This window comes from Candidatus Cardinium hertigii (genome assembly GCF_003788695.1).
On the sequence record NZ_RARA01000020.1, the window covers coordinates 862 to 23487 of the forward strand.

A 22626-nucleotide genomic window follows, 5' to 3' on the forward strand; every position below is an offset into this window, starting at 1 on the left:
ATGATCGTATAGTAGAAATCGCGATTATCAAACTTATGCCCAATGGTGATCGTTTAACGCTTAACAAAAGAATTAATCCAGAAAGAGATATTCCTATAGAGGCTAGCTTAATTCATGGAATTAAGACTGAAGATGTAAAAAATAAGCCGACCTTTAAACAAATAGCAAAGGAACTGATTACATTTTTAAAAGGAGCAGACTTAGCTGGTTTTAATCTACTTCGTTTTGATGTGCCCGTACTGGTGGAAAGCTTTCTGCGGGCAGAATTAGATTTTAAGGTAGAACATCGCAAAATTGTAGATGTGCAAAAACTTTTCCATTTGATGGAAAAAAGAACTTTAAAAGCAGCCTATCTATTTTATTGTCAGAAGGACCTAACAAATGCCCATAGTGCCATGATAGATACAGAAGCTACTTTAGAAATATTGATAGAACAAATAAAAAAATATAAAAATCAATCTGTAGTGGATCCTTTAGGCAATGTATTAGGCGTAGTAAAAGATGATATAAAAACATTACACAACTTAACGACTACCAATATGATCGATTTTGCAGGTAGAATAGTGTATAACGAGCAACGTTTACCCGTCTTTAATTTTGGCAAACATAAAGGCAAAGCAGTAGCAGAAGTGCTAAAGCTAGAGCCTACGTATTATAATTGGATCCTCCAAGGAGACTTTCCTCTAGATACCAAACGTAAACTGACACAAATTAAAATAGGTGTAATGACCTAATAAAATTTTATATTGCCTTTGAAAAAATTTGCAGATGTCCTCTTACCACTTCCCCTTAAAACATTAACCTATTGTGTCCCCTATCTATATCAAAATAGGATAGATGTAGGCAGTGGTGTTTTAGTACCATTACGCACAGGAAAACTCTTCCTTGCTATTGTGATTAAATTGCATAGTGAAGTCCCTGCTTACCCTACAAAAGATCTACTAGCCGTAATTTACCAAGAGCCACTATATCCCCCTCAACAATTAACCTTTCTAACGTGGATAGCTAATTATTACTTATCCCATCTTGGTGAGGCCTTGTCAGTTGGATTACCTAAGGCATTAGACTCGCCTAATAATATAGTTTTTCAAATAAGCCCTTCTAGTGATACAAACGCAGAAACAGAAACTGAACAATTTATCCTCACTTCTCTACAAGCTAGGCCTCTATCGTATCGATCCATTATGCATGTAGTAGGTCAAAAGGAAGCCAATAAAATATTGATGGAACTCCTAAAAAAAGGGCTGGTAAAAGCAATGCCAGCCATAAACATACATCAAATTGATCATAGCATAACGTACCTTACCCTCTCTCCTACCATCCATCCAGATCAAATAGCCAAGCTTTGTTCCCGATCATTAAAACAACAAACGCTTGTATCCTATTTTGTACCAACTGAAGTTACTGCTACAGCAAAGGTATATGCTTCTAAAAAAGAGCTTATAGCCTTAGGGTACTCCAAATTGGCTTTATACTCGCTATTAAAGAAAGGGATTTTAATTGAGTATACACCTTTGTCTTTTTTTACTACCCCTAGACATCCTTTAGCCATTTTAACAGCAGTACAACAAAAAGCACTTATTGAAATTCAAACACAATTTACAGAAAAAGCGGTAGTCCTACTGCATGGAGCCATAGGAAGTGGCAAAACAGAATTGTATATGCATCTGATACATATGGCATTACTGGAACAAAAACAAGTATTGCTCTTAATACCAGAAATAAGTTTATTGACCCATATGGTAGAACGTATAAAACCTTTCTGGAAGGAATGGTTGGTGGTTTACCACTCTAAGCAATCTCCTACAGATCGTTTAAAAACATGGACTTCTGTGCTTAATCAACCCACGTTGGTTGTAGTAGGCACACGTTCCGCCCTCTTCCTCCCTTTTAAGCAGCTGCAACTCATTATTATAGACGAAGAACACGATAATGCTTATAAACAGACAGATGTTAGACCCGCCTATCATGCACGAGATAGCAGTATCTTATTGGCTAAACAATATCAAGCAAAAGTTTTACTAGGTTCCGGTACGCCTTCTATAGAAAGCTATTATAATGCCCAATCTGGAAAATATGGACTCGTAACCTTAATGAAAAGATTTGGAGAAAATAGCAGTCCAAAATTATTTTTTATTGATCTCAAAATAGAGAAAAAACGAAAGGCCATGCGGGAAAATTTCTCTTTTACCCTACTATCTGCCCTCCAAAAAAATATTAAAGAAGGTGGTCAAGCCATGATTTTTCAAAACAGAAGAGGATATGCTCGATATCTTTTATGTGAATCTTGTGGATGGGTACCCTGTTGCCGCTCTTGTGCTGTGAGGCTAACCTATCACCAAAAGGCAAATCATCTGCTTTGCCATTATTGTGGCTATGTAGCGCTTCCTTTTAGAGCATGTAATAGTTGTGGATCTACCCAGCTGCATAATATAGGTTTTGGTACAGAAAAATTAGAAGAAACACTAAAATTTATTTTTCCAGAACAAAAAATTGGCCGAATGGATTTCGATAGCACACAAAAAAAAGATGCTTATCGATCTATTTTAAACGAGGTCAACTTTGGATCAATAGATATTTTAGTTGGTACCCAGATGATTGCAAAAGGACTAGATTTTGCTAATATCCATCTGGTAGGCGTATTAGATATAGATGGATTACTTTACTTTCCCGATTTTAGATCAAACGAGAAATGCTTTCAACTCATTACGCAATTGGCAGGCAGGGCAGGCAGACGCAATCACCAAGGAAGCGTATTTATTCAAACGGCACAGCCTCATTATCCCTTATTTCAGCATATATCTAATAATGACTATCAAGCTATGTACAAATCTGAATTGGAAGAAAGAAGAAAATTTTCATATCCTCCCTATGTTAAACTTATTAAACTAACCTTAAGCTGTATAACAGAAACTACATTAAAATCAGGAGCCATTGAACTTAAAAAAACATTAGAAAAAAATTTTAAAGGAATGGTCATAGGTCCACAAGAACCATTGATTGGGAAAATTAGGCATTACTTTTTATTAGATATATTTTTAAAAATACCAAGCAGCAACCTCCATACCTTGCAAATAAGAAAAGAGCAGTTAAGGGCAGTTTGTAAAGAGGTATTAGGTAAAAGTCTTTACAAGAAAATTCAAATTTTATTTGATGTAGACCCTATATAACAATTTGATGTAGACCCTATATGTATCCGTTCACTCAATGGCGTCAACTTAAGGTTTAACTATTATTGATAACCAAGTAGAATAGGATATTTTTTTTTACATTTGCTACATGGCTTCTTATTTAGCGAGTAAATTCTTTTTTTATTATTTCATAAAAAAGTGTATGATACATTTTTTTATGCAAGAGTTTTTAGGGGAAAATTTTATTTCGGAAATTAAAGATAAATTGTATTGAGCCATATTTCAGACTATCCATTCCAAAGGCGGCCATATGTTCACACCCAGAAGGAAACTTACTTTTTCAATAGTATTTTCCACTATTTTAAAGCTAGTTAAGCGAAGTTTAGGCATAGAGTGTGAACTTATGGAACCGTTAACGTACAAAATTCCTCCATCCAAGCAAGCTTTTTCCAAAGCAAGGTATAAACTTTCTCATACTGGATTTAAAGAATTATTGGAAGACAGCATCCGGATAGCTTACCAAAATGATCCTACCTATGGCACATGGAAGAGGTACAGACTTATTGCAGCAGATGGTTCTTCCCTTCGTTTACCTGCTTCACCCGAAATCATATCGGAGTTTGGTCTTTTTAAACCAAATGGCACAANGGAAATTAAAAATGAATTGTATTCAGCAATATTTCAGACTATCCATTCCAAAGGCGGCCATATGTTCACGCGCAGAAGGGAACTTACTTTTCCAATAGTATTTTCCACTATTTTAAAGCTAGTTAAGCGAAGTTTAGGCATAGAGTGTGAACGTATGGAACCGTTAACGTACAAAATTCCTCCATCCAAGCAAGCTTTTTCCAAAGCAAGGTATAAACTTTCTCATACTGGATTTAAAGAATTATTGGAAGACAGCATCCGCATAGCTTACCAAAATGATCCTACCTATGGCACATGGAAGGGGTACAGACTTATTGCAGCAGATGGTTCTTCCCTTCGTTTACCTGCTTCACCCGAAATCATATCGGAGTTTGGTCTTTTTAAACCAAATGGCACAAACGGAATTGTGCTCCCTTTAGCCAGGGTTTCACTATTTGTTGATTTATCTACATCTCTGATTTGTAATGCTCGGCTTGTACTTTGGAATATAGGAGAACGCACATTAGCAGAAGAACAACTCCCTGAAATGGTTCAGCAAATGCGTGCATTAAAACAAGATAAATTATTATGTATCTATGATCGTGGTTATACTTCAGTAAAGTTTATCAAACAACATTATGCATGTCAATCAGATTTTATTTTTCGTGTACAAGGAAAAAATTATACTAAGCTATGGGAGCGGGTTGCATCGGGCGAATCAGATTTTGATCTAGTTCTAGAAAATAAGGATAAAACTATCAGCCAGAAAGTAAGAGTCGTAGCGTTTATGTTATCCAATGGCAAAAGAGAAGTTTTGGTTACTTCACTTTTTGACAGAGCACAATTTACCCTGGANATGGATATGGCTATGATAGATGTAACTGGCATAAAGGTAAAACGGGGAGATGAAGTTATTATTTTTAGTGCAGAACATTCAATAGATGAACTAGCTGAGCGCATAGGTACCATTTCTTATGAGTTACTTACCCAAATTAGCCAAAGGGTTAAACGAATGTATTATACGTAACGGGTCTACGTGCTTATTTTTGTTAAAAATGACTTATTTTAAAGCTACTTTTTTTGCTTGATCCGACATTCCGCACAAAAAAGCAATAAAAACTATTATTTATTTTGTTTAGTAGTAGTATTTTTCCACAAAAAAAGTAATTATATTACATATTGCGTTTAAACTGTTCATCTGTAGTTATATATATGCAAATACATACATCGAATATATTAGGCAGTAAAGTATTAGACCATCTAGGTCTAGTAGCAGCTACGATAGATCAACTAGGAATAGCTCATGCCATAGATAAGCGTCTTCCCCTTACAAAAGGCTCCAAGACTACGCATAGCCAACGAGTTATTGCTATGATACTCAATGGTTTGGGTTTTATAGATCATCGTTTATACTTATTTCCTAAATTTATTGAGAATAAGCCTATTAGTAAACTATTTGGAAATCAAGTTAAAGCAGATGATTTTAATGATGATGCTTTAGGACGCTGTTTAGATGCTATACATGACTATGGAGAAACCAAATTTTTTTCAGAAATAGCTTTAACTATTGCTTTACAACATAATCTTTTAGGTAAATCTGCTCATTTGGATACAACTACGTTAACACTCTACGGTGATTACGACGCATGTGCTGAAACAGATGAGGTAGATGAATTAAAAAATAGTACTGCTGTAGCAGAAACTAACCGATTAACGTTACCTAAGATAGCCCGTCCAGCTCATGGCTATGCTAAAAATAAGCGCTTTGATTTAAAGCAAATGACTTTATTATTAGCTACTTCTGGAGCTGCTCACTTTCCTATATGGATGGAAGCACATGCAGGTAACGCTTCAGATAAGACAACTTTAGAAGCTGCTGCTACCCGTATGCAAAATTTTTGCAAAGCTTTAGAAAGCACCCCTTCCTTTTTATATGTAGGCGATTCTGCCATGTATGCCAATTGTGTAAAATATGGACAANGAGAAACCAAATTTTTTTCAGAAATAGCTTTAACTATTGCTTTACAACATAATATTTTAGGTAAATCTGCTCATTTGGATACAACTACGTTAACACTCTACGGTGACTATGCATGTGCTGAAACAGATGAGGTAGATGAATTAAAAAATAGTACTGCTGTAGCAGAAACTAACCGATTAACGCTACCTAAGATAGCCCGTCCAGCTCATGGCTATGCTAAAAATAAGCGCTTTGATTTAAAGCAAATGACTTTATTATTAGCTACTTCTGGAGCTGCTCACTTTCCTATATGGATGGAAGCACATGCAGGTAACGCTTCAGATAAGACAACTTTAGAAGCTGCTGCTACCCGTATGCAAAATTTTTGCAAAGCTTTAGAAAGCACCCCTTCCTTTTTATATGTAGGCGATTCTGCCATGTATGCCAATTGTGTAAAATATGGACAAAATTTGCTCTGGTTATCTAGAGTACCAGATAATATAAAAGCAGCTAAAACTTTATTAACCAAGCAAACTATTGATTGGACAGAGCTAGACAAGGGATATAAATATGTAGTTGTTAATCAGATATATAAAGGAATTGCGCAAAGATGGGCATTGATTTATTCCAAAGAAGCTTATGATAAGGAAGTAGTTACTTTAGAAAAAAAGATAGAAAAGGAAGCTAGTGAAATCAATAAACTATTATGGCATTTGGGTAATCAGTTATTTGGCTGTCTGCAAGATCTTGATAAGGAAATCTTGCAAATAAATAAAAAATTACACTATCATAAGATTAGCTATACTGCTGCCACTATACCAACTTATCTAAGAAAAGGACGTCCTAAAAAAGATGATAAACCAGACAAAATTGAATACAAAGCCCATACAGTTTTACTACGAGATGAAGAAAAGATTGAACATGCTACATTAAGTAAAGGGCGTTTTGTTCTAGCAACCAATCAATTAGATGAAATTGCTCTTAAAGATAGCGAAATATTATCTTCTTATAAAGAACAATCTGGTACTGAATCAGGATTTAAGTTTATTAAAGATAACAGTTTTGAAGTAGATTCTATTTTTCTTANAGCCTGAACGGATTAGTGCTTTAATGGTAGTGATGACGCTTTGTTTAATGGTCTATAGCTTTGCGCAATATGATTTACGTAAGCAATTGGAAGCAACCAATACTACTATCTTATCTCAAAGTGGCTATGCTACTAAGAAACCTACCATGAAGTGGATCTATAAACTCTTTCATGGCGTACATCTACTTAAAATAAAGATAGGTGAACAGTATCATGAAATAGTTCNGATAAGGAAGTAGTTACTTTAGAAAAAAAGATAGAAAAGGAAGCTAGTGAAATCAATAAACTATTATGGCATTTGGGTAATCAGTTATTTGGCTGTCTGCAAGATCTTGATAAGGAAATCTTGCAAATAAATAAAAAATTACACTATCATAAGATTAGCTATACTGCTGCCACTATACCAACTTATCTAAGAAAAGGACGTCCTAAAAAAGATGATAAACCAGACAAAATTGAATACAAAGCCCATACAGTTTTACTACGAGATGAAGAAAAGATTGAACATGCTACATTAAGTAAAGGGCGTTTTGTTCTAGCAACCAATCAATTAGATGAAATTGCTCTTAAAGATAGCGAAATATTATCTTCTTATAAAGAACAATCTGGTACTGAATCAGGATTTAAGTTTATTAAAGATAACAGTTTTGAAGTAGATTCTATTTTTCTTAAAAAGCCTGGACGGATTAGTGCTTTAATGGTAGTGATGACGCTTTGTTTAATGGTCTATAGCTTTGCGCAATATGATTTACGTAAGCAATTGGAAGCAACCAATACTACTATCTTATCTCAAAGTGGCTATGCTACTAAGAAACCTACCATGAAGTGGATCTATAAACTCTTTCATGGCGTACATCTACTTAAAATAAAGATAGGTGAACAGTATCATGAAATAGTTCTCAATATGAATGATATACTAAAAAAGATTGTGCAGTATTTTGGACCTATGGCTTGTAGAATATATGATATTGAATATGAAAATATCTAACAGGGCCCAAGGTCTATCTAATGAGGTTATATTTTGATTATATGGAGTAAAAAGCTTAACAAGAAAAGGAAAATTGTCGCTTTATAGCCCGTTTTTACGAAAATAATAAGGCTAACTAATACGAATTTGTCGCTAAAAAAACTAAAAATGGGAAAATATATATTTTAAAAATTTTATGCGGAATGTCGGCTTTAGCCAGGGTTTCACTATTTGTTGATTTATCTACATCTCTGATTTGTAATGCTCGGCTTGTACCTTGGAATATAGGAGAACGCACATTAGCAGAAGAACAACTCCCTGAAATGGTTCAGCAAATGCGTGCATTAAAACAAGATAAATTATTATGTATCTATGATCGTGGTTATACTTCAGTAAAGTTTATCAAACAACATTATGAATGTCAAGCAGATTTTATTTTTCGTGTACAAGAAAAAAATTATACTAAGCTATGGGAGCGGGTTGCATCGGGCGAATCAGATTTTGATCTAGTTCTAGAAAATAAGGATAAAACTATCAGCCAGAAAGTAAGAGTCGTAGCGTTTATGTTATCCAATGGCAAAAGAGAAGTTTTGGTTACTTCACTTTTTGACAGAGCACAATTTACCCTGGAAAGCATTAGTAAAGTTTATGCTTTAAGGTGGCATATAGAAGCGTGTTATAAACGATTAAAGATAAGTGCAGAACTAGAGAATTTTTCTGGTATATATTTAGAAGCTGTATTACAGGAATTTTGGGCTCATTTAGTAATGTGTAATTTATTGGCACTGCATATGTGTGATGCTCAAGGTCCCTGGAAACCAGAGCAAATAAATGAGTATCGTTTGAATTTTTCAGTTTTGTTTGGTGTGATGCGTCAAAAAATGCATCAAGTGCTGATTGGGAAGTGCTCAACTAAAAGCTTTCAGAAACTCTTTGATAGAGTGTGCATACGAGCTAAAGTAAAAATCCGACCCGGGCGATTATATAGTCGTGACAAGGTGGATAAACCTAAACGNTTATCAAACAACATTATGCATGTCAAGCAGATTTTATTTTTCGTGTACAAGGAAAAAATTATACTAAGCTATGGGAGCGGGTTGTATCGGGCGAATCAGATTTTGATCTAGTTCTAGAAAATAAGGATAAAACTATCAGCCAGAAAGTAAGAGTCGTAGCGTTTATGTTATCCAATGGCAAAAGAGAAGTTTTGGTTACTTCACTTTTTGACAGAGCACAATTTACCCTGGAAAGCATTAGTAAAGTTTATGCTTTGAGGTGGCATATAGAAGCGTGTTATAAACGATTAAAGATAAGTGCAGAACTAGAGAATTTTTCTGGTATATATTTAGAAGCTGTATTACAGGAATTTTGGGCTCATTTAGTAATGTGTAATTTATTGGCACTGCATATGTGTGATGCTCAAGGTCCCTGGAAACCAGAGCAAATAAATGAGTATCGTTTGAATTTTTCAGTTTTGTTTGGGGTGATGCGTCAGAAAATGCATCAAGTGCTGATTGGGAAGTGCTCAACTAAAAGCTTTCAGAAACTCTTTGATAGAGTGTGCATACGAGCTAAAGTGAAAATCCGACCCGGGCGATTATATAGTCGTGACAAGGTGGATAAGCCTAAACGGCATCATGTCTTTAGGAGGGTAGGCTAATCATGAATTCCCTTAAGTTGACGCCATTGAGTGAACGGATACGTTTAGAGTTTTTTATAAGTGTACAGCACTAAAAATGTATGGTTTATGTCCTTTTTAAGGATTTTAACTAACACTTGAGTATAGATTTCTTTTTTTTATAAAATTTTTATTTTCTATTGCAACGGCCAAAATATGAAAGGTGTTTATTATAGCATGCAATCTTTCATTGTGAATGGATCTATGGACCAAGTTTGCCCATGATGCAACACAACAAAATCTTGATCAGAGAGACCTGCGGCTTGACAAGCTGCTTCCAATTTTATTTTTGGTTCAAGGTAGGGCTCTGTTGAACCCATGGCATAGGTGCCCCAATGAATGGCGATGCTTTTTGTAGCACCTATGCATTGATGGGCCTGAACGGCTGCAACTGGATCCATATGTTGCGGGTGCCAATTAGGTGCATAACAGCCAATGGGAATAGCAGCCAAGTCAAATGGGCCCAATTGATCACCTATATTCTGAAACATTGCTGTGCAAAAGCCTGAATCTCCTGTAAAATAGAATTTATGTTTAGGGCCCATCACTGCCCAACTTGACCATAAAACATAATTGCGGTCACAAATACCCCGTTGACTCCAGTGCTGAGCAGGGGTACACCAAATTTCAAAAGATTTACCATGGCAAGAGAAGGAAACAGATTGGCCCCATGACAGCTCTTCTATCCAAGTGCCTTGGGGAGTATTGGCATTCATACAATATTTTAAGCCTTTGGGTACAAACCACCGCATTTTAGGGAAACGTTTAGTAAGTAAGCGAACAGCCTGTAGATCTAAGTGATCATAATGATTGTGTGAAATAACAGAAAAATGCAGTTCTGGCAATTGATCAATACTACAAGGGGAAGGTCGGTAGCGAGGACAGAAAAAATACCCAAAAGGTGCCGCACATGCAGACCAAACGGGATCGGTAATAAATGAAATACCATCCATATGTACAAAAAGTGTAGCATGTCCAAGCCAAGTAGTAGAAAGTTCTGATTGTAGATCAAATATTGGGCATTGTACCGGCAAGGTGCGGTCAAGCTCTACTTGCGGAGGTATGTTAGCACTGTCAAACCACCGTGATATGGTCCATAGTAGCGTACTAAAATTCCGCATAGAAGGTGGATTAACCCAGGTAGTAAATGAAACAGGATTGGCAAACGTATGCCCATTAAAGCGTGGTTGCTCAAATTTCAACTTATTATGGGTTGTGGGATTCTGCTTAATCCCATCTGTTAGGATATCCGCTTGATGGCTGGCTATTGGCTGGGGAAAAGCCATGCAAACTACTTCTTGACTGGCAACCTGTGTAGCAGTTTCTGCTTTTTTTAACGGCTTTTGTGCACTGTATGTTTTGATTTTAAATCCAAACCCCATTATACCGATGCCAAATAGCATAACAACAGCTACCAGCAAAAGTAGAAAGATGTCAGTAGCTTGCATGTATATAAATATAATCTAACGGTATCCTACTATTTATGCATATTTTTCCTTATTATTCCAATAATCTGAGCCATAATCTAATAATAATTCTTCCCCAGCTTCAATTCTTTTATTTGTACGCAGCAATATAAAAGGGATTCCTTTCCGGATCTTCCAATAACGCATTTGCGAAGCGACCACATTTGCAATATGTTCCCATCGTGGATCTTGCCAGCAAGCATTGCTTGATTTATTTTCTTTACAAGTTGATGTAGGAACTTCATAAGTACAACAGCTATTAATTTTTATTAAAGGATTCCCTCGGCCATAACCACTTACAGTCATATCAATTGGGCCCAGTTTACTATTACTATCTAAGTACACACTAAATGCGTACTTATTAATATAACTGATATACGTATCTATATCTTCTGGATTTACATCTGGATTTACATCTGGATTTACATCTGGATTTACATCTGGATTTACATCTGGATTTACATCTGGATTTACATCCTTACTTTTTAACCAATTGCATTCGTCTTCTAGATCTTTCTCAATTTCATCATCTTCTACATCTTTGTCAACCTCATCATCACCATTAGTTTTTTTAGTTTTTTTTAACAAATATTTGCCTACATAGATACCCAATATCGTATCGGGTTCAATAGTACGCTTTGCTACTAGCTTATCCTGGCCATGCAATGCCTTACGGTCATCTAAATAGCCTACTTCTTGTATTTCAACTAAATCATCTCTATAAGTTTTACGAGTTTTACGCGTTTTACGCTTGGAGTAATAATCTTTANTTGTCGCTTTATAGCCCGTTTTTACGAAAATAATAAGGCTAACTAATACGAATTTGTCGCTAAAAAAACTAAAAATGGGAAAATATATATTTTAAAAATTTTATGCGGAATGTCGGTTGATCAAAAAAAGCAGCCAAAAAAAATCAAGCGCTGGTGAAAAAACTGCTGAAAAGAAAGGAAAAAAACCGAAAATCAAATCTCGCTCCTACGGAGCTCAGACAAAATGATTTTCTTTTGATTTTCTTTTGATTTTCTTCCTTTCTTTTCTTTCCACAGTTTTTCCAAGGCGCATTTTTTATAAACTTACATTATTGCGCTATTTCTAAATACGAACGTGAAAAAATAGGCATAGGCCATTCCACTGAACGGATACCTATTTTTGATCAAGCAAAAAAAGTAGCTTTAAAATAAGTCGTTTTCTCACTGCTTAAGATTCATACATAAATTCTAATAAAGGTATATCTATATCTTTTCCATCTCTTATTATTGGCATCAAGCAATTTATATCAGCTCCTCTTTCAATCAATAGGTTAGCTATATCCCACTGCTTACGACAAGTAACCACTCCTAATAAAGGTATAGTTCTATCTCTTCCACCTATTTCCACTGTTATCGAGAAATTTATATCAGCTCCTTTTTCAATCAATAGTTTAGCTAGATCCCACTGCTGATTATAAGCAGACAATTCTAATAAAGATATAATGCTATCTCTGCCATCTATTGGTATTACGAAATTTATATCAGCTCCTCTTTCAATCAATAGTTTAGCTATATCCCATTGCCCACGAGTAGCAGCCCATCCTAATAAAGGCATATCTGTATATCTCTCATCTATTTTTGTTGGCATCAAGCAATTTATATTAGCCCCTCTTTCAATCAATAGTTTAACTATATCCCACTGCCGATTATAAGCAGCCCATCCTAATAAAGATATAATGCTATCTCTTCCCTTTATTGTTATTGGCATCATGCAATTTATATCAGTAGCTCCTTTTTCAATCAATAGTTTAGCTATATCCCATTGCTCACGAGTAACAGCCATTCCTAATAAAGATATAGTGCTATCTCTTCCCTCTATTGTTATTGGTATCATGCAATTTATATCAGTAGCCCCTCTTTCAATCAATAGTTTAACTAGATCCCACTGCTGATTATAAGCAGCCCATCCTAATAAAGATATAATGCTATCTCTTCCATTTATTGTTACTGGCATCATGCAATTTATATCAGTAGCTCCTTTTTCAATCACTTCAATCAATAGTTTAGCTATATCCCATTGCCTACGAGTAGCAGCCCATCCTAATAAAGATATAGTGCTATCTCTTCCCTCTATTCTTATTGGTATCACGCAATGTATATCAGCTCCTCTGTCAATCAATAGTTTAACTATATCAAGATGACCATAATAAACAGCATAGCATAAGGCTGTCATACCATTGTGGTATTGAGCATTAGCGTCTGTAATGTCTACCTGAATGTTCTTGCTAAGGAGCAATATTTGTACGATTTTCTGACGTCCATTCTCAGTAGCTAGGTGTAAAGGCGTTTTATTATTATTCGTTAATGCATTTACATCAGCACCCCAATCTAATAATTCCGCTACGATTTCTAAATGATCCTTAGCAACCGCATGGTGCAGAGCATTCCAGCCATCTGTATCTGATTCATACACGCTAGCACCACTATTTAATGATCGTTTGATATCAACTAAACCACCACCATTAAAAACTATACCATATAGGGTATTTCGTTCGGTATTTCGTTCATTTATTACTGTATTGGTCATGCTAATCTTCTTGGCATGCACTTTATTTTCGTTAGGCTGAGCTGCATGATGCATAACTTTGTTACAACCGGTTAAGGTTAATAACCCGTACGGTATAAACCATATTATTTTTTTCTGTAACATTTCTTTTTTCTGTAGCATTTCTCTTAATTTTAATACGCTTTTCCTTGCGCTATGATGTGCAACTTGTTCAACTGCTGTAAAACTCCCATTTCAAGTAGTGATACCCCTATGGATACTGTGTTGTAAAGATTATCTTTCTTGTCTTTTCAGGTATGTATAATCATTTGCGTTGCAAGTTAAGGAAATTCCTAGAATTATCATAGTAATGTAGCTAAGGGCANTAAGAGTCGTAGCGTTTATGTTATCCAATGGCAAAAGAGAAGTTTTGGTTACTTCACTTTTTGACAGAGCACAATTTACCCTGGAAAGCATTAGTAAAGTTTATGCTTTGAGGTGGCATATAGAAGAGTGTTATAAACGATTAAAAATAAGTGCAGAACTAGAGAATTTTTCTGGTATATATTTAGAAGCTGTATTACAGGAATTTTGGGCTCATTTAGTAATGTGTAATTTATTGGCACTGCATATGTGTGATGCTCAAGTTCCCTGGAAACCAGAGAAAATAAATGAGTATCGTTTGAATTTTTCAGTTTTGTTTGGTGTGATGTGTCAAAAAATGCATCAAGTGCTGATTGGGAAGTGCTCAACTAAAAGCTTTCAGAAACTCTTTGATAGAGTGTGCATACGAGCTAAAGTGAAAATCCGACCCGGGCGATTATATAGTCGTGACAAGGTGGATAAGCCTAAACGGCATCATGTCTTTAGGAGGGTGTGCTAATCATGAATTCCCTTAAGTTGACGCCATTGACTGAACGGATACCGGGGAAATAGATTTTTGGAAAGGATAATTTCTCTCTATCTATCCTGGAAGCAACAAAAGCTAAATCCTTTCCATAATCTTTCCCAGATTATAGAGGCTTAGGCCACTCCACTGAACGGATACAAGTAAGTTTCCTTCTGCGCGTGAACATATGGCCGCCTTTGGAATGGATAGTCTGAAATATTGCTGAATACAATTTATCTTTAATTTCCGAAATAAAATTTTCCCCTAAAAACTCTTGCATAAAAAAATGTATCATACACTTTTTTATGAAATAATAAAAAAAGAATTTATTCGCTAAATAAGAAGCAATGTAGAAAATGTAAAAAAAATATCCTATTCTACTTGGTTATCAATAATACTTAAACCTTAAGTTGACGCCATTGACTGAACGGATACATATAAAAACTGTATCAAATGTTTCTGTCTTGATTATGCTCATTATCCATTTCTTCATCTATTTCTTGAATAATAGGTGTGGATATATTTTGTTGTATGTTAGTAGTAGCTCGATAGTATAATGCTCGATCCATATCGTGATGATACATAGCTTTATGGTACCATGCAGCTTGTGCTATTAGCGTAACTTCATCTCTTTTTTCCGGTCGCATTTCCATTAATATAGGGAATAAATCTTGGCTACCCTGAAAAGTATTTGAATTTGAATAAGAAACCGAAGGTAATGCAGTGGTTGCATCCATAGCAGATTGTATGGACACTAACTCCACTTGAGCTGAATCTGGCGTAAGTGAACTATTTGTAGCACGATCTACAGGTAACGCCGAAGATAAAGGAATTGAAATGGAATCAACTACTGGACAAGATGATGTTGACGGAAGGGAAACAGTAGGCAATGTCTGAGCACTACTTTTCTTATTATGGTATTGGCTCCCCTTAGCAACTTGTTGTGCCAACTGCTTTAATACGGCATATGCTTCTTGCTGCTGAGCTAATTGGTCGTTCAAATTTAGTACAGGTTGCTGGCTTAATGCCTTATTCATAGCCCTCAACAAAGGACGTAATTGTGTGCTTATGATTACGCTAAGTTGATTTACAAATGGTTGAAAATCTGTATATAACTTATTGTATTTATTTTTTTCCTTTTTATTACTCTGCTCGCTTTTTCGCTTTCTCATACGATCGGACTGAAGCTTAACAAGGTAATGTACTTCTTCCTGTTGTTTCTCTAACAGAGCTAATTGTTCTTTACTTAAGGAACATTTTTTGCTAATTATTTGATATAATCCTTTCTGAAGTAACACTATTTTATCGATAAGCTCCAATTCTGCTGCAAATCGACTGATACACTGGTTACTTTTGGGATCAATCTTTAGTGTGTTTGTCAACTGTAAGTGTTTATTTTGCTCTACTTTCCATTGCTCCTTTAACGTATGGATGCTAGCTAAGGTAGTGGTAATGTTATCCATCATATCAGAAGTTACAGTTTCTCTAGAAGGCACTTGTACAACGGTAGCACTGTTAGAAAGCGTATTTACGATCGGGGTACCACTATTCATATTTAACTTGACATTATTACATCCAGCTAATGTTAAAGTAGAAAGGTACAAGCAAGGAATTATCAATTTATTTTGTATATGATATTTCATGTTACATTACGTTTAAAATACTTGTACATATATGTTCTTTTACTTGTAAACAGATATTCTTTATAATTAAGCATAAAAAAAGCTGTTTAGCCTCTGTGGAGGCTAAAAGCTATATAACCTTCTCCTTTCAAAAATTTCTAGTTAGGAAATTTTTATTTGTTGCTATTCTTTATGCGTGTTCTCTTGGAAAAAATGAGGTGGGTAAAAAGTTTGGAACCCTCTGTCCATTTACAACTACCCACTGTGGTGCTGATCCATTAGAAGTTGAACCATTCCTACTTGCTATGGGAGTTGAAGTCTCCAACGGCTTTGTTAAATGACGCATTAGTTCAGGCTGATTTTGTGAACTTTGATTATATCCAAAGGGCCTTGCTACTTGAAGAGGTAAAACTGGTCCATTCTGCAACATTGAATGGTCCTTCGCAGGAAGTTGTGCTGGTACAAACGCATTTCCCAACGTATTTGTCACAAACAAACGCGCTACTGGATCATTTAATATTTTTTTTTGTTTTGTAGGCGTACCTGCTTGAAGTGCCACAGACATTGCTTTTGTTTTTAAAGCCTCCGATTTCATAAAGTGAGCAGCTCCCTGTTGAAAGTGAGCAGCTCCCTGTTGAATATGGCCTAGTGATTTTTGCATTTTACTTTCTGATACCAAACTAAGAACCTCTGCTATAGCATTTGGGTTGTCTGGATCCATATTTTGCAATAGACAGCTTCCGAATTGGTTTACTTCGTTTGGTCCAGCATGATTAGTTGAATGACTGGAAAATAAAGATACACCAGAGGGTGGGCTTTTAACATGTGGAATAGCTGTAGCTGTATTGGATATATTTGACGAATATGCCTCTGTGAGAGGAGCTTTTTCTGTTAACAGTTTCAAAATTAACTTAGCGTTACTCAATACGGATTCCTTGCACTCATTAACGTTTAATATATGCCCATTTATCTTATTTTTAACATCTTTTACTTTACTACGGCTTTCAGATTGAATCTGAAAATCTTCTACTGCTTTAATATTATTATTAATATTATTATTAATATTATTAAGATAATCTTTATCTAGGTCATTTAACTGAGATAACCTAAATCTTATTTGATTCAACATAATATTAAGATTGGAAACTGCATTATTAAATTTTTTTAGATGAGATACCCATCTATTCCATGTATTCAAAGTATTCAAAAGCTGTTTTTTATTCTGGTCAGTATTCTGGTCAGTATTCTGGTCAGTATTCTGGTCAGTATTCTGGTCAGTATTCTGGTCAGTATTTTTTTTCTCCTTAGTAGCATCTTCTATTAGCTGTTCTATTCGTATCCTAATATTATCTATAATTTTTAGGCATAACTCAATTCTTTTCTTATAATCCCTTTCTTCTAAAGCATTATCATTATAGGATCCATTGGACAACGTTGTTGAAGCGTTACAATTACTTGTGCTAGCTTCATTCGCTCCCATCATTCCTAGTTTATTGCCTGCTTTACTACAACTTATTGAAACTACAGTAGAGAGATAAAATAAAAGGCTTATTAATGTTTTGTTTAAACTACTAGAATTATTGTTCATGACTTATTAAATTTAAAATATGTTATTCATTTTTCTGCTATTCTACTATAAATACTACTTTTAATTTTTAATTGATGTACTTTAGTTTATTCCTGTAAACCTGATAAAAATAAATTTACCCCTCTTCCATTAATTTACTCATAACCAGTTATAAACTAGGATGTACAAGGGCTTATCGCCTATTGTACTTTACTTAAAAGCACAAAAGATAAGATCAAGTATGTAGTACCTAAAGTACCTAACCTTACATTTCATTCCCAAATATAACCTATTAAAAAGAACTTTGCAAGTTTATGTGTATCCGTTCAGTGATATGGCCTATGCGTATCCGTTCACTCAATGGCGTCAACTTAAGGGAATTCATGATTAGCACACCCTCCTAAAGACATGATGCCGTTTAGGTTTATCCACCTTGTCACGACTATATAATCGCCCGGGTCGGATTTTCACTTTAGCTCGTATGCACACTCTATCAAAGAGAGGCCGTTGCAACAGACCGACAGTGTAATTTTTTCTATTTTTCCAGTATTATTTTTTGTTATTTTTTGCCATTTTTGACGTTATGGCAGTAAGAATATCATTATTTATTGATTTTTAGATGCTTTTAGTTCATTTTGGATAGACCATTTCCCTAGCAACCTCTTAAAATGATATTTGGGGACCTATATAAGTTATAAGCTATTGCTTCCATAAGATGTTGTGTATGCATTTTATCAATACCTATATAGCGGGCTCCCGAACTGCGGAACCAATTTTTTATACTACCAAATACACGTTCTACCTTATAACGAGTCTTAGCTATTAATTTATTAAACCGCTTAGCGGTAACTGATAAGGGATTATTCTTAGTAGCCTTCTTCTGAATAGCTGATTTTAACTTTTTTTTCTTTAATAATATTTCATTAGGTGAGCCGCTATAGCCCTTATCTGCATATACCCTACTACCTGGTGGTAAGTTTACTTTATCTAATAAGCCCTCTAAAGTTAAGCCAAACAAACGGGCTAATACCCGGTAGACATTTCCATCTACTGCAGCCACTACTTCTTTAAAAGAAACCGCAGCTATTACTGCAGCTGTATAGGGTCCAATCCCTTTAAGGGCAAGTAAATCTCGATAACTGGCAGGAAAAACGCCTTTGTATTTTTCCACAATGGTTTGCGCACAATGGTGTAAATTACGTGCTCTACTATAGTAGCCCAAACCTTGCCATAAACGTAGAATTTCTTGTTCTGTAGCATTAGCTAATGCTACAATAGAAGGATAGTGCGCTATGAAACGTTCATAATAGGGCAATCCCTGCACAACTCTTGTCTGCTGTAGTATAATTTCTGATAACCATATTTTATAGGGATCTTTAGTAGTACGCCAAGGTAAATAACGTTGATGTACTTTGTACCAAGCGCATAATACTTTACGAAAAAGCGTGTGGTCTATAGTAGTAGGTAGCATAATGAATAAAAAGCTGAAAACGTAATTTATTTTAATATATTTGAATATTTGAAGGCATAATGCTTACATGCACCCACCATCTGACCTTATAAAAAGTGTGGGAAAGCGTAAGATCGTGTGTTTGATGCATCAAATGCAGTTAAATAATCGAAAATACAAAAAGAAGTTAGTTGTAGATAGTTACTGAACATTTTGTTGGTATAGAAAAAAAATACAGCTAACAGGTACAAAATTGAAAAACATATAGTATACCATGAATTTAAAATTAACCAATCCACTTGCTTTTTTAGATTTAGAGACTACCGGTACGGATGTGGTGAATGATCGTATAGTAGAAATCGCGATTATCAAACTTATGCCCAATGGTGATCGTTTAACGCTTAACAAAAGAATTAATCCAGAAAGAGATATTCCTATAGAGGCTAGCTTAATTCATGGAATTAAGACTGAAGATGTAAAAAATAAGCCGACCTTTAAACAAATAGCAAAGGAACTGATTACATTTTTAAAAGGAGCAGACTTAGCTGGTTTTAATCTACTTCGTTTTGATGTGCCCGTACTGGTGGAAAGCTTTCTGCGGGCAGAATTAGATTTTAAGGTAGAACATCGCAAAATTGTAGATGTGCAAAAACTTTTCCATTTGATGGAAAAAAGAACTTTAAAAGCAGCCTATCTATTTTATTGTCAGAAGGACCTAACAAATGCCCATAGTGCCATGATAGATACAGAAGCTACTTTAGAAATATTGATAGAACAAATAAAAAAATATAAAAATCAATCTGTAGTGGATCCTTTAGGCAATGTATTAGGCGTAGTAAAAGATGATATAAAAACATTACACAACTTAACGACTACCAATATGATCGATTTTGCAGGTANNAAAGCAGTAGCAGAAGTGCTAAAGCTAGAGCCTACGTATTATAATTGGATCCTCCAAGGAGACTTTCCTCTAGATACCAAACGTAAACTGACACAAATTAAAATAGGTGTAATGACCTAATAAAATTTTATATTGCCTTTGAAAAAATTTGCAGATGTCCTCTTACCACTTCCCCTTAAAACATTAACCTATTGTGTCCCCTATCTATATCAAAATAGGATAGATGTAGGCAGTGGTGTTTTAGTACCATTACGCACAGGAAAACTCTTCCTTGCTATTGTGATTAAATTGCATAGTGAAGTCCCTGCTTACCCTACAAAAGATCTACTAGCCGTAATTTACCAAGAGCCACTATATCCCCCTCAACAATTAACCTTTCTAACGTGGATAGCTAATTATTACTTATCCCATCTTGGTGAGGCCTTGTCAGTTGGATTACCTAAGGCATTAGACTCGCCTAATAATATAGTTTTTCAAATAAGCCCTTCTAGTGATACAAACGCAGAAACAGAAACTGAACAATTTATCCTCACTTCTCTACAAGCTAGGCCTCTATCGTATCGATCCATTATGCATGTAGTAGGTCAAAAGGAAGCCAATAAAATATTGATGGAACTCCTAAAAAAAGGGCTGGTAAAAGCAATGCCAGCCATAAACATACATCAAATTGATCATAGCATAACGTACCTTACCCTCTCTCCTACCATCCATCCAGATCAAATAGCCAAGCTTTGTTCCCGATCATTAAAACAACAAACGCTTGTATCCTATTTTGTACCAACTGAAGTTACTGCTACAGCAAAGGTATATGCTTCTAAAAAAGAGCTTATAGCCTTAGGGTACTCCAAATTGGCTTTATACTCGCTATTAAAGAAAGGGATTTTAATTGAGTATACACCTTTGTCTTTTTTTACTACCCCTAGACATCCTTTAGCCATTTTAACAGCAGTACAACAAAAAGCACTTATTGAAATTCAAACACAATTTACAGAAAAAGCGGTAGTCCTACTGCATGGAGCCATAGGAAGTGGCAAAACAGAATTGTATATGCATCTGATACATATGGCATTACTGGAACAAAAACAAGTATTGCTCTTAATACCAGAAATAAGTTTATTGACCCATATGGTAGAACGTATAAAACCTTTCTGGAAGGAATGGTTGGTGGTTTACCACTCTAAGCAATCTCCTACAGATCGTTTAAAAACATGGACTTCTGTGCTTAATCAACCCACGTTGGTTGTAGTAGGCACACGTTCCGCCCTCTTCCTCCCTTTTAAGCAGCTGCAACTCATTATTATAGACGAAGAACACGATAATGCTTATAAACAGACAGATGTTAGACCCGCCTATCATGCACGAGATAGCAGTATCTTATTGGCTAAACAATATCAAGCAAAAGTTTTACTAGGTTCCGGTACGCCTTCTATAGAAAGCTATTATAATGCCCAATCTGGAAAATATGGACTCGTAACCTTAATGAAAAGATTTGGAGAAAATAGCAGTCCAAAATTATTTTTTATTGATCTCAAAATAGAGAAAAAACGAAAGGCCATGCGGGAAAATTTCTCTTTTACCCTACTATCTGCCCTCCAAAAAAATATTAAAGAAGGTGGTCAAGCCATGATTTTTCAAAACAGAAGAGGATATGCTCGATATCTTTTATGTGAATCTTGTGGATGGGTACCCTGTTGCCGCTCTTGTGCTGTGAGGCTAACCTATCACCAAAAGGCAAATCATCTGCTTTGCCATTATTGTGGCTATGTAGCGCTTCCTTTTAGAGCATGTAATAGTTGTGGATCTACCCAGCTGCATAATATAGGTTTTGGTACAGAAAAATTAGAAGAAACACTAAAATTTATTTTTCCAGAACAAAAAATTGGCCGAATGGATTTCGATAGCACACAAAAAAAAGATGCTTATCGATCTATTTTAAACGAGGTCAACTTTGGATCAATAGATATTTTAGTTGGTACCCAGATGATTGCAAAAGGACTAGATTTTGCTAATATCCATCTGGTAGGCGTATTAGATATAGATGGATTACTTTACTTTCCCGATTTTAGATCAAACGAGAAATGCTTTCAACTCATTACGCAATTGGCAGGCAGGGCAGGCAGACGCAATCACCAAGGAAGCGTATTTATTCAAACGGCACAGCCTCATTATCCCTTATTTCAGCATATATCTAATAATGACTATCAAGCTATGTACAAATCTGAATTGGAAGAAAGAAGAAAATTTTCATATCCTCCCTATGTTAAACTTATTAAACTAACCTTAAGCTGTATAACAGAAACTACATTAAAATCAGGAGCCATTGAACTTAAAAAAACATTAGAAAAAAATTTTAAAGGAATGGTCATAGGTCCACAAGAACCATTGATTGGGAAAATTAGGCATTACTTTTTATTAGATATATTTTTAAAAATACCAAGCAGCAACCTCCATACCTTGCAAATAAGAAAAGAGCAGTTAAGGGCAGTTTGTAAAGAGGTATTAGGTAAAAGTCTTTACAAGAAAATTCAAATTTTATTTGATGTAGACCCTATATAACAATTTGATGTAGACCCTATATGTATCCGTTCACTCAATGGCGTCAACTTAAGGTTTAACTATTATTGATAACCAAGTAGAATAGGATATTTTTTTTTACATTTGCTACATGGCTTCTTATTTAGCGAGTAAATTCTTTTTTTATTATTTCATAAAAAAGTGTATGATACATTTTTTTATGCAAGAGTTTTTAGGGGAAAATTTTATTTCG

The 22626-nt window shown here is 35.2% G+C and carries 13 protein-coding genes and 9 pseudogenes; 14 read left to right on the forward strand and 8 right to left on the reverse strand.

Annotated elements, in window-relative coordinates:
* The 11 genes and pseudogenes from EDM02_RS01435 to EDM02_RS01470 all read left to right on the forward strand — a co-directional run.
* Positions 1 to 734: 3'-5' exonuclease (locus EDM02_RS01435; RefSeq protein ID WP_260214973.1), on the forward strand; the 734-nt coding region annotated here is incomplete at its 5' end.
* An 18-nt stretch (positions 735 to 752) separates the two neighbouring features.
* On the forward strand, positions 753 to 3170 hold the full coding sequence (gene priA / locus EDM02_RS01440; protein ID WP_123662520.1) for a replication restart helicase PriA: 2418 nt from the start codon (positions 753 to 755) through the stop codon (positions 3168 to 3170).
* A 238-nt stretch (positions 3171 to 3408) separates the two neighbouring features.
* Positions 3409 to 3777 (forward strand): annotated as a pseudogene (locus EDM02_RS05915) (IS4-like element ISWosp8 family transposase); the annotation flags it as partial.
* Positions 3778 to 3783: 6 nt separating this feature from the next.
* A pseudogene (locus EDM02_RS01445) lies at positions 3784 to 4611 on the forward strand (transposase); the annotation flags it as partial.
* 3 nt (positions 4612 to 4614) lie between these two features.
* The gene (locus EDM02_RS05920; RefSeq protein ID WP_123662288.1) at positions 4615 to 4785 is read left to right on the forward strand and encodes an alanine racemase C-terminal domain-containing protein; all 171 of its coding nucleotides are present in this window, start codon (positions 4615 to 4617) and stop codon (positions 4783 to 4785) included.
* 185 nt (positions 4786 to 4970) lie between these two features.
* Positions 4971 to 5402 (forward strand): annotated as a pseudogene (locus EDM02_RS06205) (DUF4277 domain-containing protein); the annotation flags it as partial.
* 90 nt (positions 5403 to 5492) lie between these two features.
* Positions 5493 to 5735 (forward strand): annotated as a pseudogene (locus tag EDM02_RS06210) (IS1634 family transposase); the annotation flags it as partial.
* Positions 5736 to 5750: 15 nt separating this feature from the next.
* Positions 5751 to 6812 (forward strand): annotated as a pseudogene (locus tag EDM02_RS06215) (IS1634 family transposase); the annotation flags it as partial.
* Positions 6813 to 7055: 243 nt separating this feature from the next.
* A pseudogene (locus tag EDM02_RS01460) lies at positions 7056 to 7793 on the forward strand (IS1634 family transposase); the annotation flags it as partial.
* Between the two features lie 182 nt (positions 7794 to 7975).
* Positions 7976 to 8785: pseudogene (locus tag EDM02_RS01465) on the forward strand (IS4 family transposase); the annotation flags it as partial.
* A gap of 5 nt (positions 8786 to 8790) precedes the next feature.
* Positions 8791 to 9432, forward strand: a pseudogene (locus EDM02_RS01470) (transposase); the annotation flags it as partial.
* 188 nt (positions 9433 to 9620) lie between these two features.
* On the opposite strand, the gene EDM02_RS01475 reads toward EDM02_RS01470, so the two are convergent.
* The 3 genes from EDM02_RS01475 to EDM02_RS01485 all read right to left on the reverse strand — a co-directional run bounded on the left by EDM02_RS01475 (position 9621) and on the right by EDM02_RS01485 (position 13595).
* Positions 9621 to 10898, reverse strand: coding sequence for an MBL fold metallo-hydrolase (locus EDM02_RS01475; RefSeq protein ID WP_123662529.1), 1278 nt, complete (start codon positions 10896 to 10898; stop codon positions 9621 to 9623).
* Positions 10899 to 10931: 33 nt separating this feature from the next.
* Complete coding sequence (locus EDM02_RS01480) at positions 10932 to 11582, reverse strand: SET domain-containing protein-lysine N-methyltransferase (protein ID WP_123662531.1); 651 nt, start codon at positions 11580 to 11582, stop codon at positions 10932 to 10934.
* A gap of 531 nt (positions 11583 to 12113) precedes the next feature.
* The gene (locus EDM02_RS01485; protein WP_184891063.1) at positions 12114 to 13595 is read right to left on the reverse strand and encodes an ankyrin repeat domain-containing protein; all 1482 of its coding nucleotides are present in this window, start codon (positions 13593 to 13595) and stop codon (positions 12114 to 12116) included.
* 241 nt (positions 13596 to 13836) lie between these two features.
* Here EDM02_RS01485 and EDM02_RS01490 point away from each other — a divergent pair.
* Positions 13837 to 14313: pseudogene (locus EDM02_RS01490) on the forward strand (IS4-like element ISWosp8 family transposase); the annotation flags it as partial.
* A 130-nt stretch (positions 14314 to 14443) separates the two neighbouring features.
* Here EDM02_RS01490 and EDM02_RS05630 read toward each other — a convergent pair.
* The 5 genes from EDM02_RS05630 to EDM02_RS06120 all read right to left on the reverse strand — a co-directional run bounded on the left by EDM02_RS05630 (position 14444) and on the right by EDM02_RS06120 (position 18979).
* A complete protein-coding gene (locus EDM02_RS05630) occupies positions 14444 to 14614 on the reverse strand; it encodes a hypothetical protein (RefSeq protein ID WP_221179587.1) in 171 nt (56 codons plus the stop codon).
* A 154-nt stretch (positions 14615 to 14768) separates the two neighbouring features.
* On the reverse strand, positions 14769 to 15962 hold the full coding sequence (locus EDM02_RS01495; RefSeq protein WP_148053553.1) for a hypothetical protein: 1194 nt from the start codon (positions 15960 to 15962) through the stop codon (positions 14769 to 14771).
* A 169-nt stretch (positions 15963 to 16131) separates the two neighbouring features.
* Complete coding sequence (locus tag EDM02_RS01500) at positions 16132 to 17529, reverse strand: hypothetical protein (protein WP_123662535.1); 1398 nt, start codon at positions 17527 to 17529, stop codon at positions 16132 to 16134.
* 366 nt (positions 17530 to 17895) lie between these two features.
* Positions 17896 to 18021, reverse strand: a complete 126-nt coding sequence (locus EDM02_RS05925) for a hypothetical protein (RefSeq protein ID WP_260214974.1) — start codon at positions 18019 to 18021, stop codon at positions 17896 to 17898.
* A gap of 139 nt (positions 18022 to 18160) precedes the next feature.
* Positions 18161 to 18979: a transposase gene (locus EDM02_RS06120; RefSeq protein WP_420886341.1), complete on the reverse strand. Its 819-nt coding sequence runs from the start codon at positions 18977 to 18979 to the stop codon at positions 18161 to 18163.
* 253 nt (positions 18980 to 19232) lie between these two features.
* On the opposite strand from EDM02_RS06120, the gene EDM02_RS01515 reads away from it, so the two are divergent.
* A complete protein-coding gene (locus tag EDM02_RS01515; RefSeq protein WP_123662537.1) occupies positions 19233 to 19979 on the forward strand; it encodes a 3'-5' exonuclease in 747 nt (248 codons plus the stop codon).
* Positions 19980 to 19997: 18 nt separating this feature from the next.
* A complete protein-coding gene (priA, locus tag EDM02_RS01520) occupies positions 19998 to 22415 on the forward strand; it encodes a replication restart helicase PriA (RefSeq protein ID WP_123662520.1) in 2418 nt (805 codons plus the stop codon).
* The last annotated feature ends 211 nt before the right edge of the window (positions 22416 to 22626 follow it).

Bases quoted from the DNA above. Each gene is read 5' to 3' on its own strand.
- EDM02_RS05920 (WP_123662288.1), top strand. From the start codon at position 4,615: ATGGATATGGCTATGATAGATGTAACTGGCATAAAGGTAAAACGGGGA.
- EDM02_RS01475 (WP_123662529.1), bottom strand. From the start codon at position 10,898: ATGCAAGCTACTGACATCTTTCTACTTTTGCTGGTAGCTGTTGTTATG.
- EDM02_RS01485 (WP_184891063.1), bottom strand. From the start codon at position 13,595: ATGTTACAGAAAAAAATAATATGGTTTATACCGTACGGGTTATTAACC.
- EDM02_RS05630 (WP_221179587.1), bottom strand. From the start codon at position 14,614: ATGATACATTTTTTTATGCAAGAGTTTTTAGGGGAAAATTTTATTTCG.
- EDM02_RS01495 (WP_148053553.1), bottom strand. From the start codon at position 15,962: ATGAAATATCATATACAAAATAAATTGATAATTCCTTGCTTGTACCTT.
- EDM02_RS01500 (WP_123662535.1), bottom strand. From the start codon at position 17,529: ATGAACAATAATTCTAGTAGTTTAAACAAAACATTAATAAGCCTTTTA.
- EDM02_RS06120 (WP_420886341.1), bottom strand. From the start codon at position 18,979: ATGCTACCTACTACTATAGACCACACGCTTTTTCGTAAAGTATTATGC.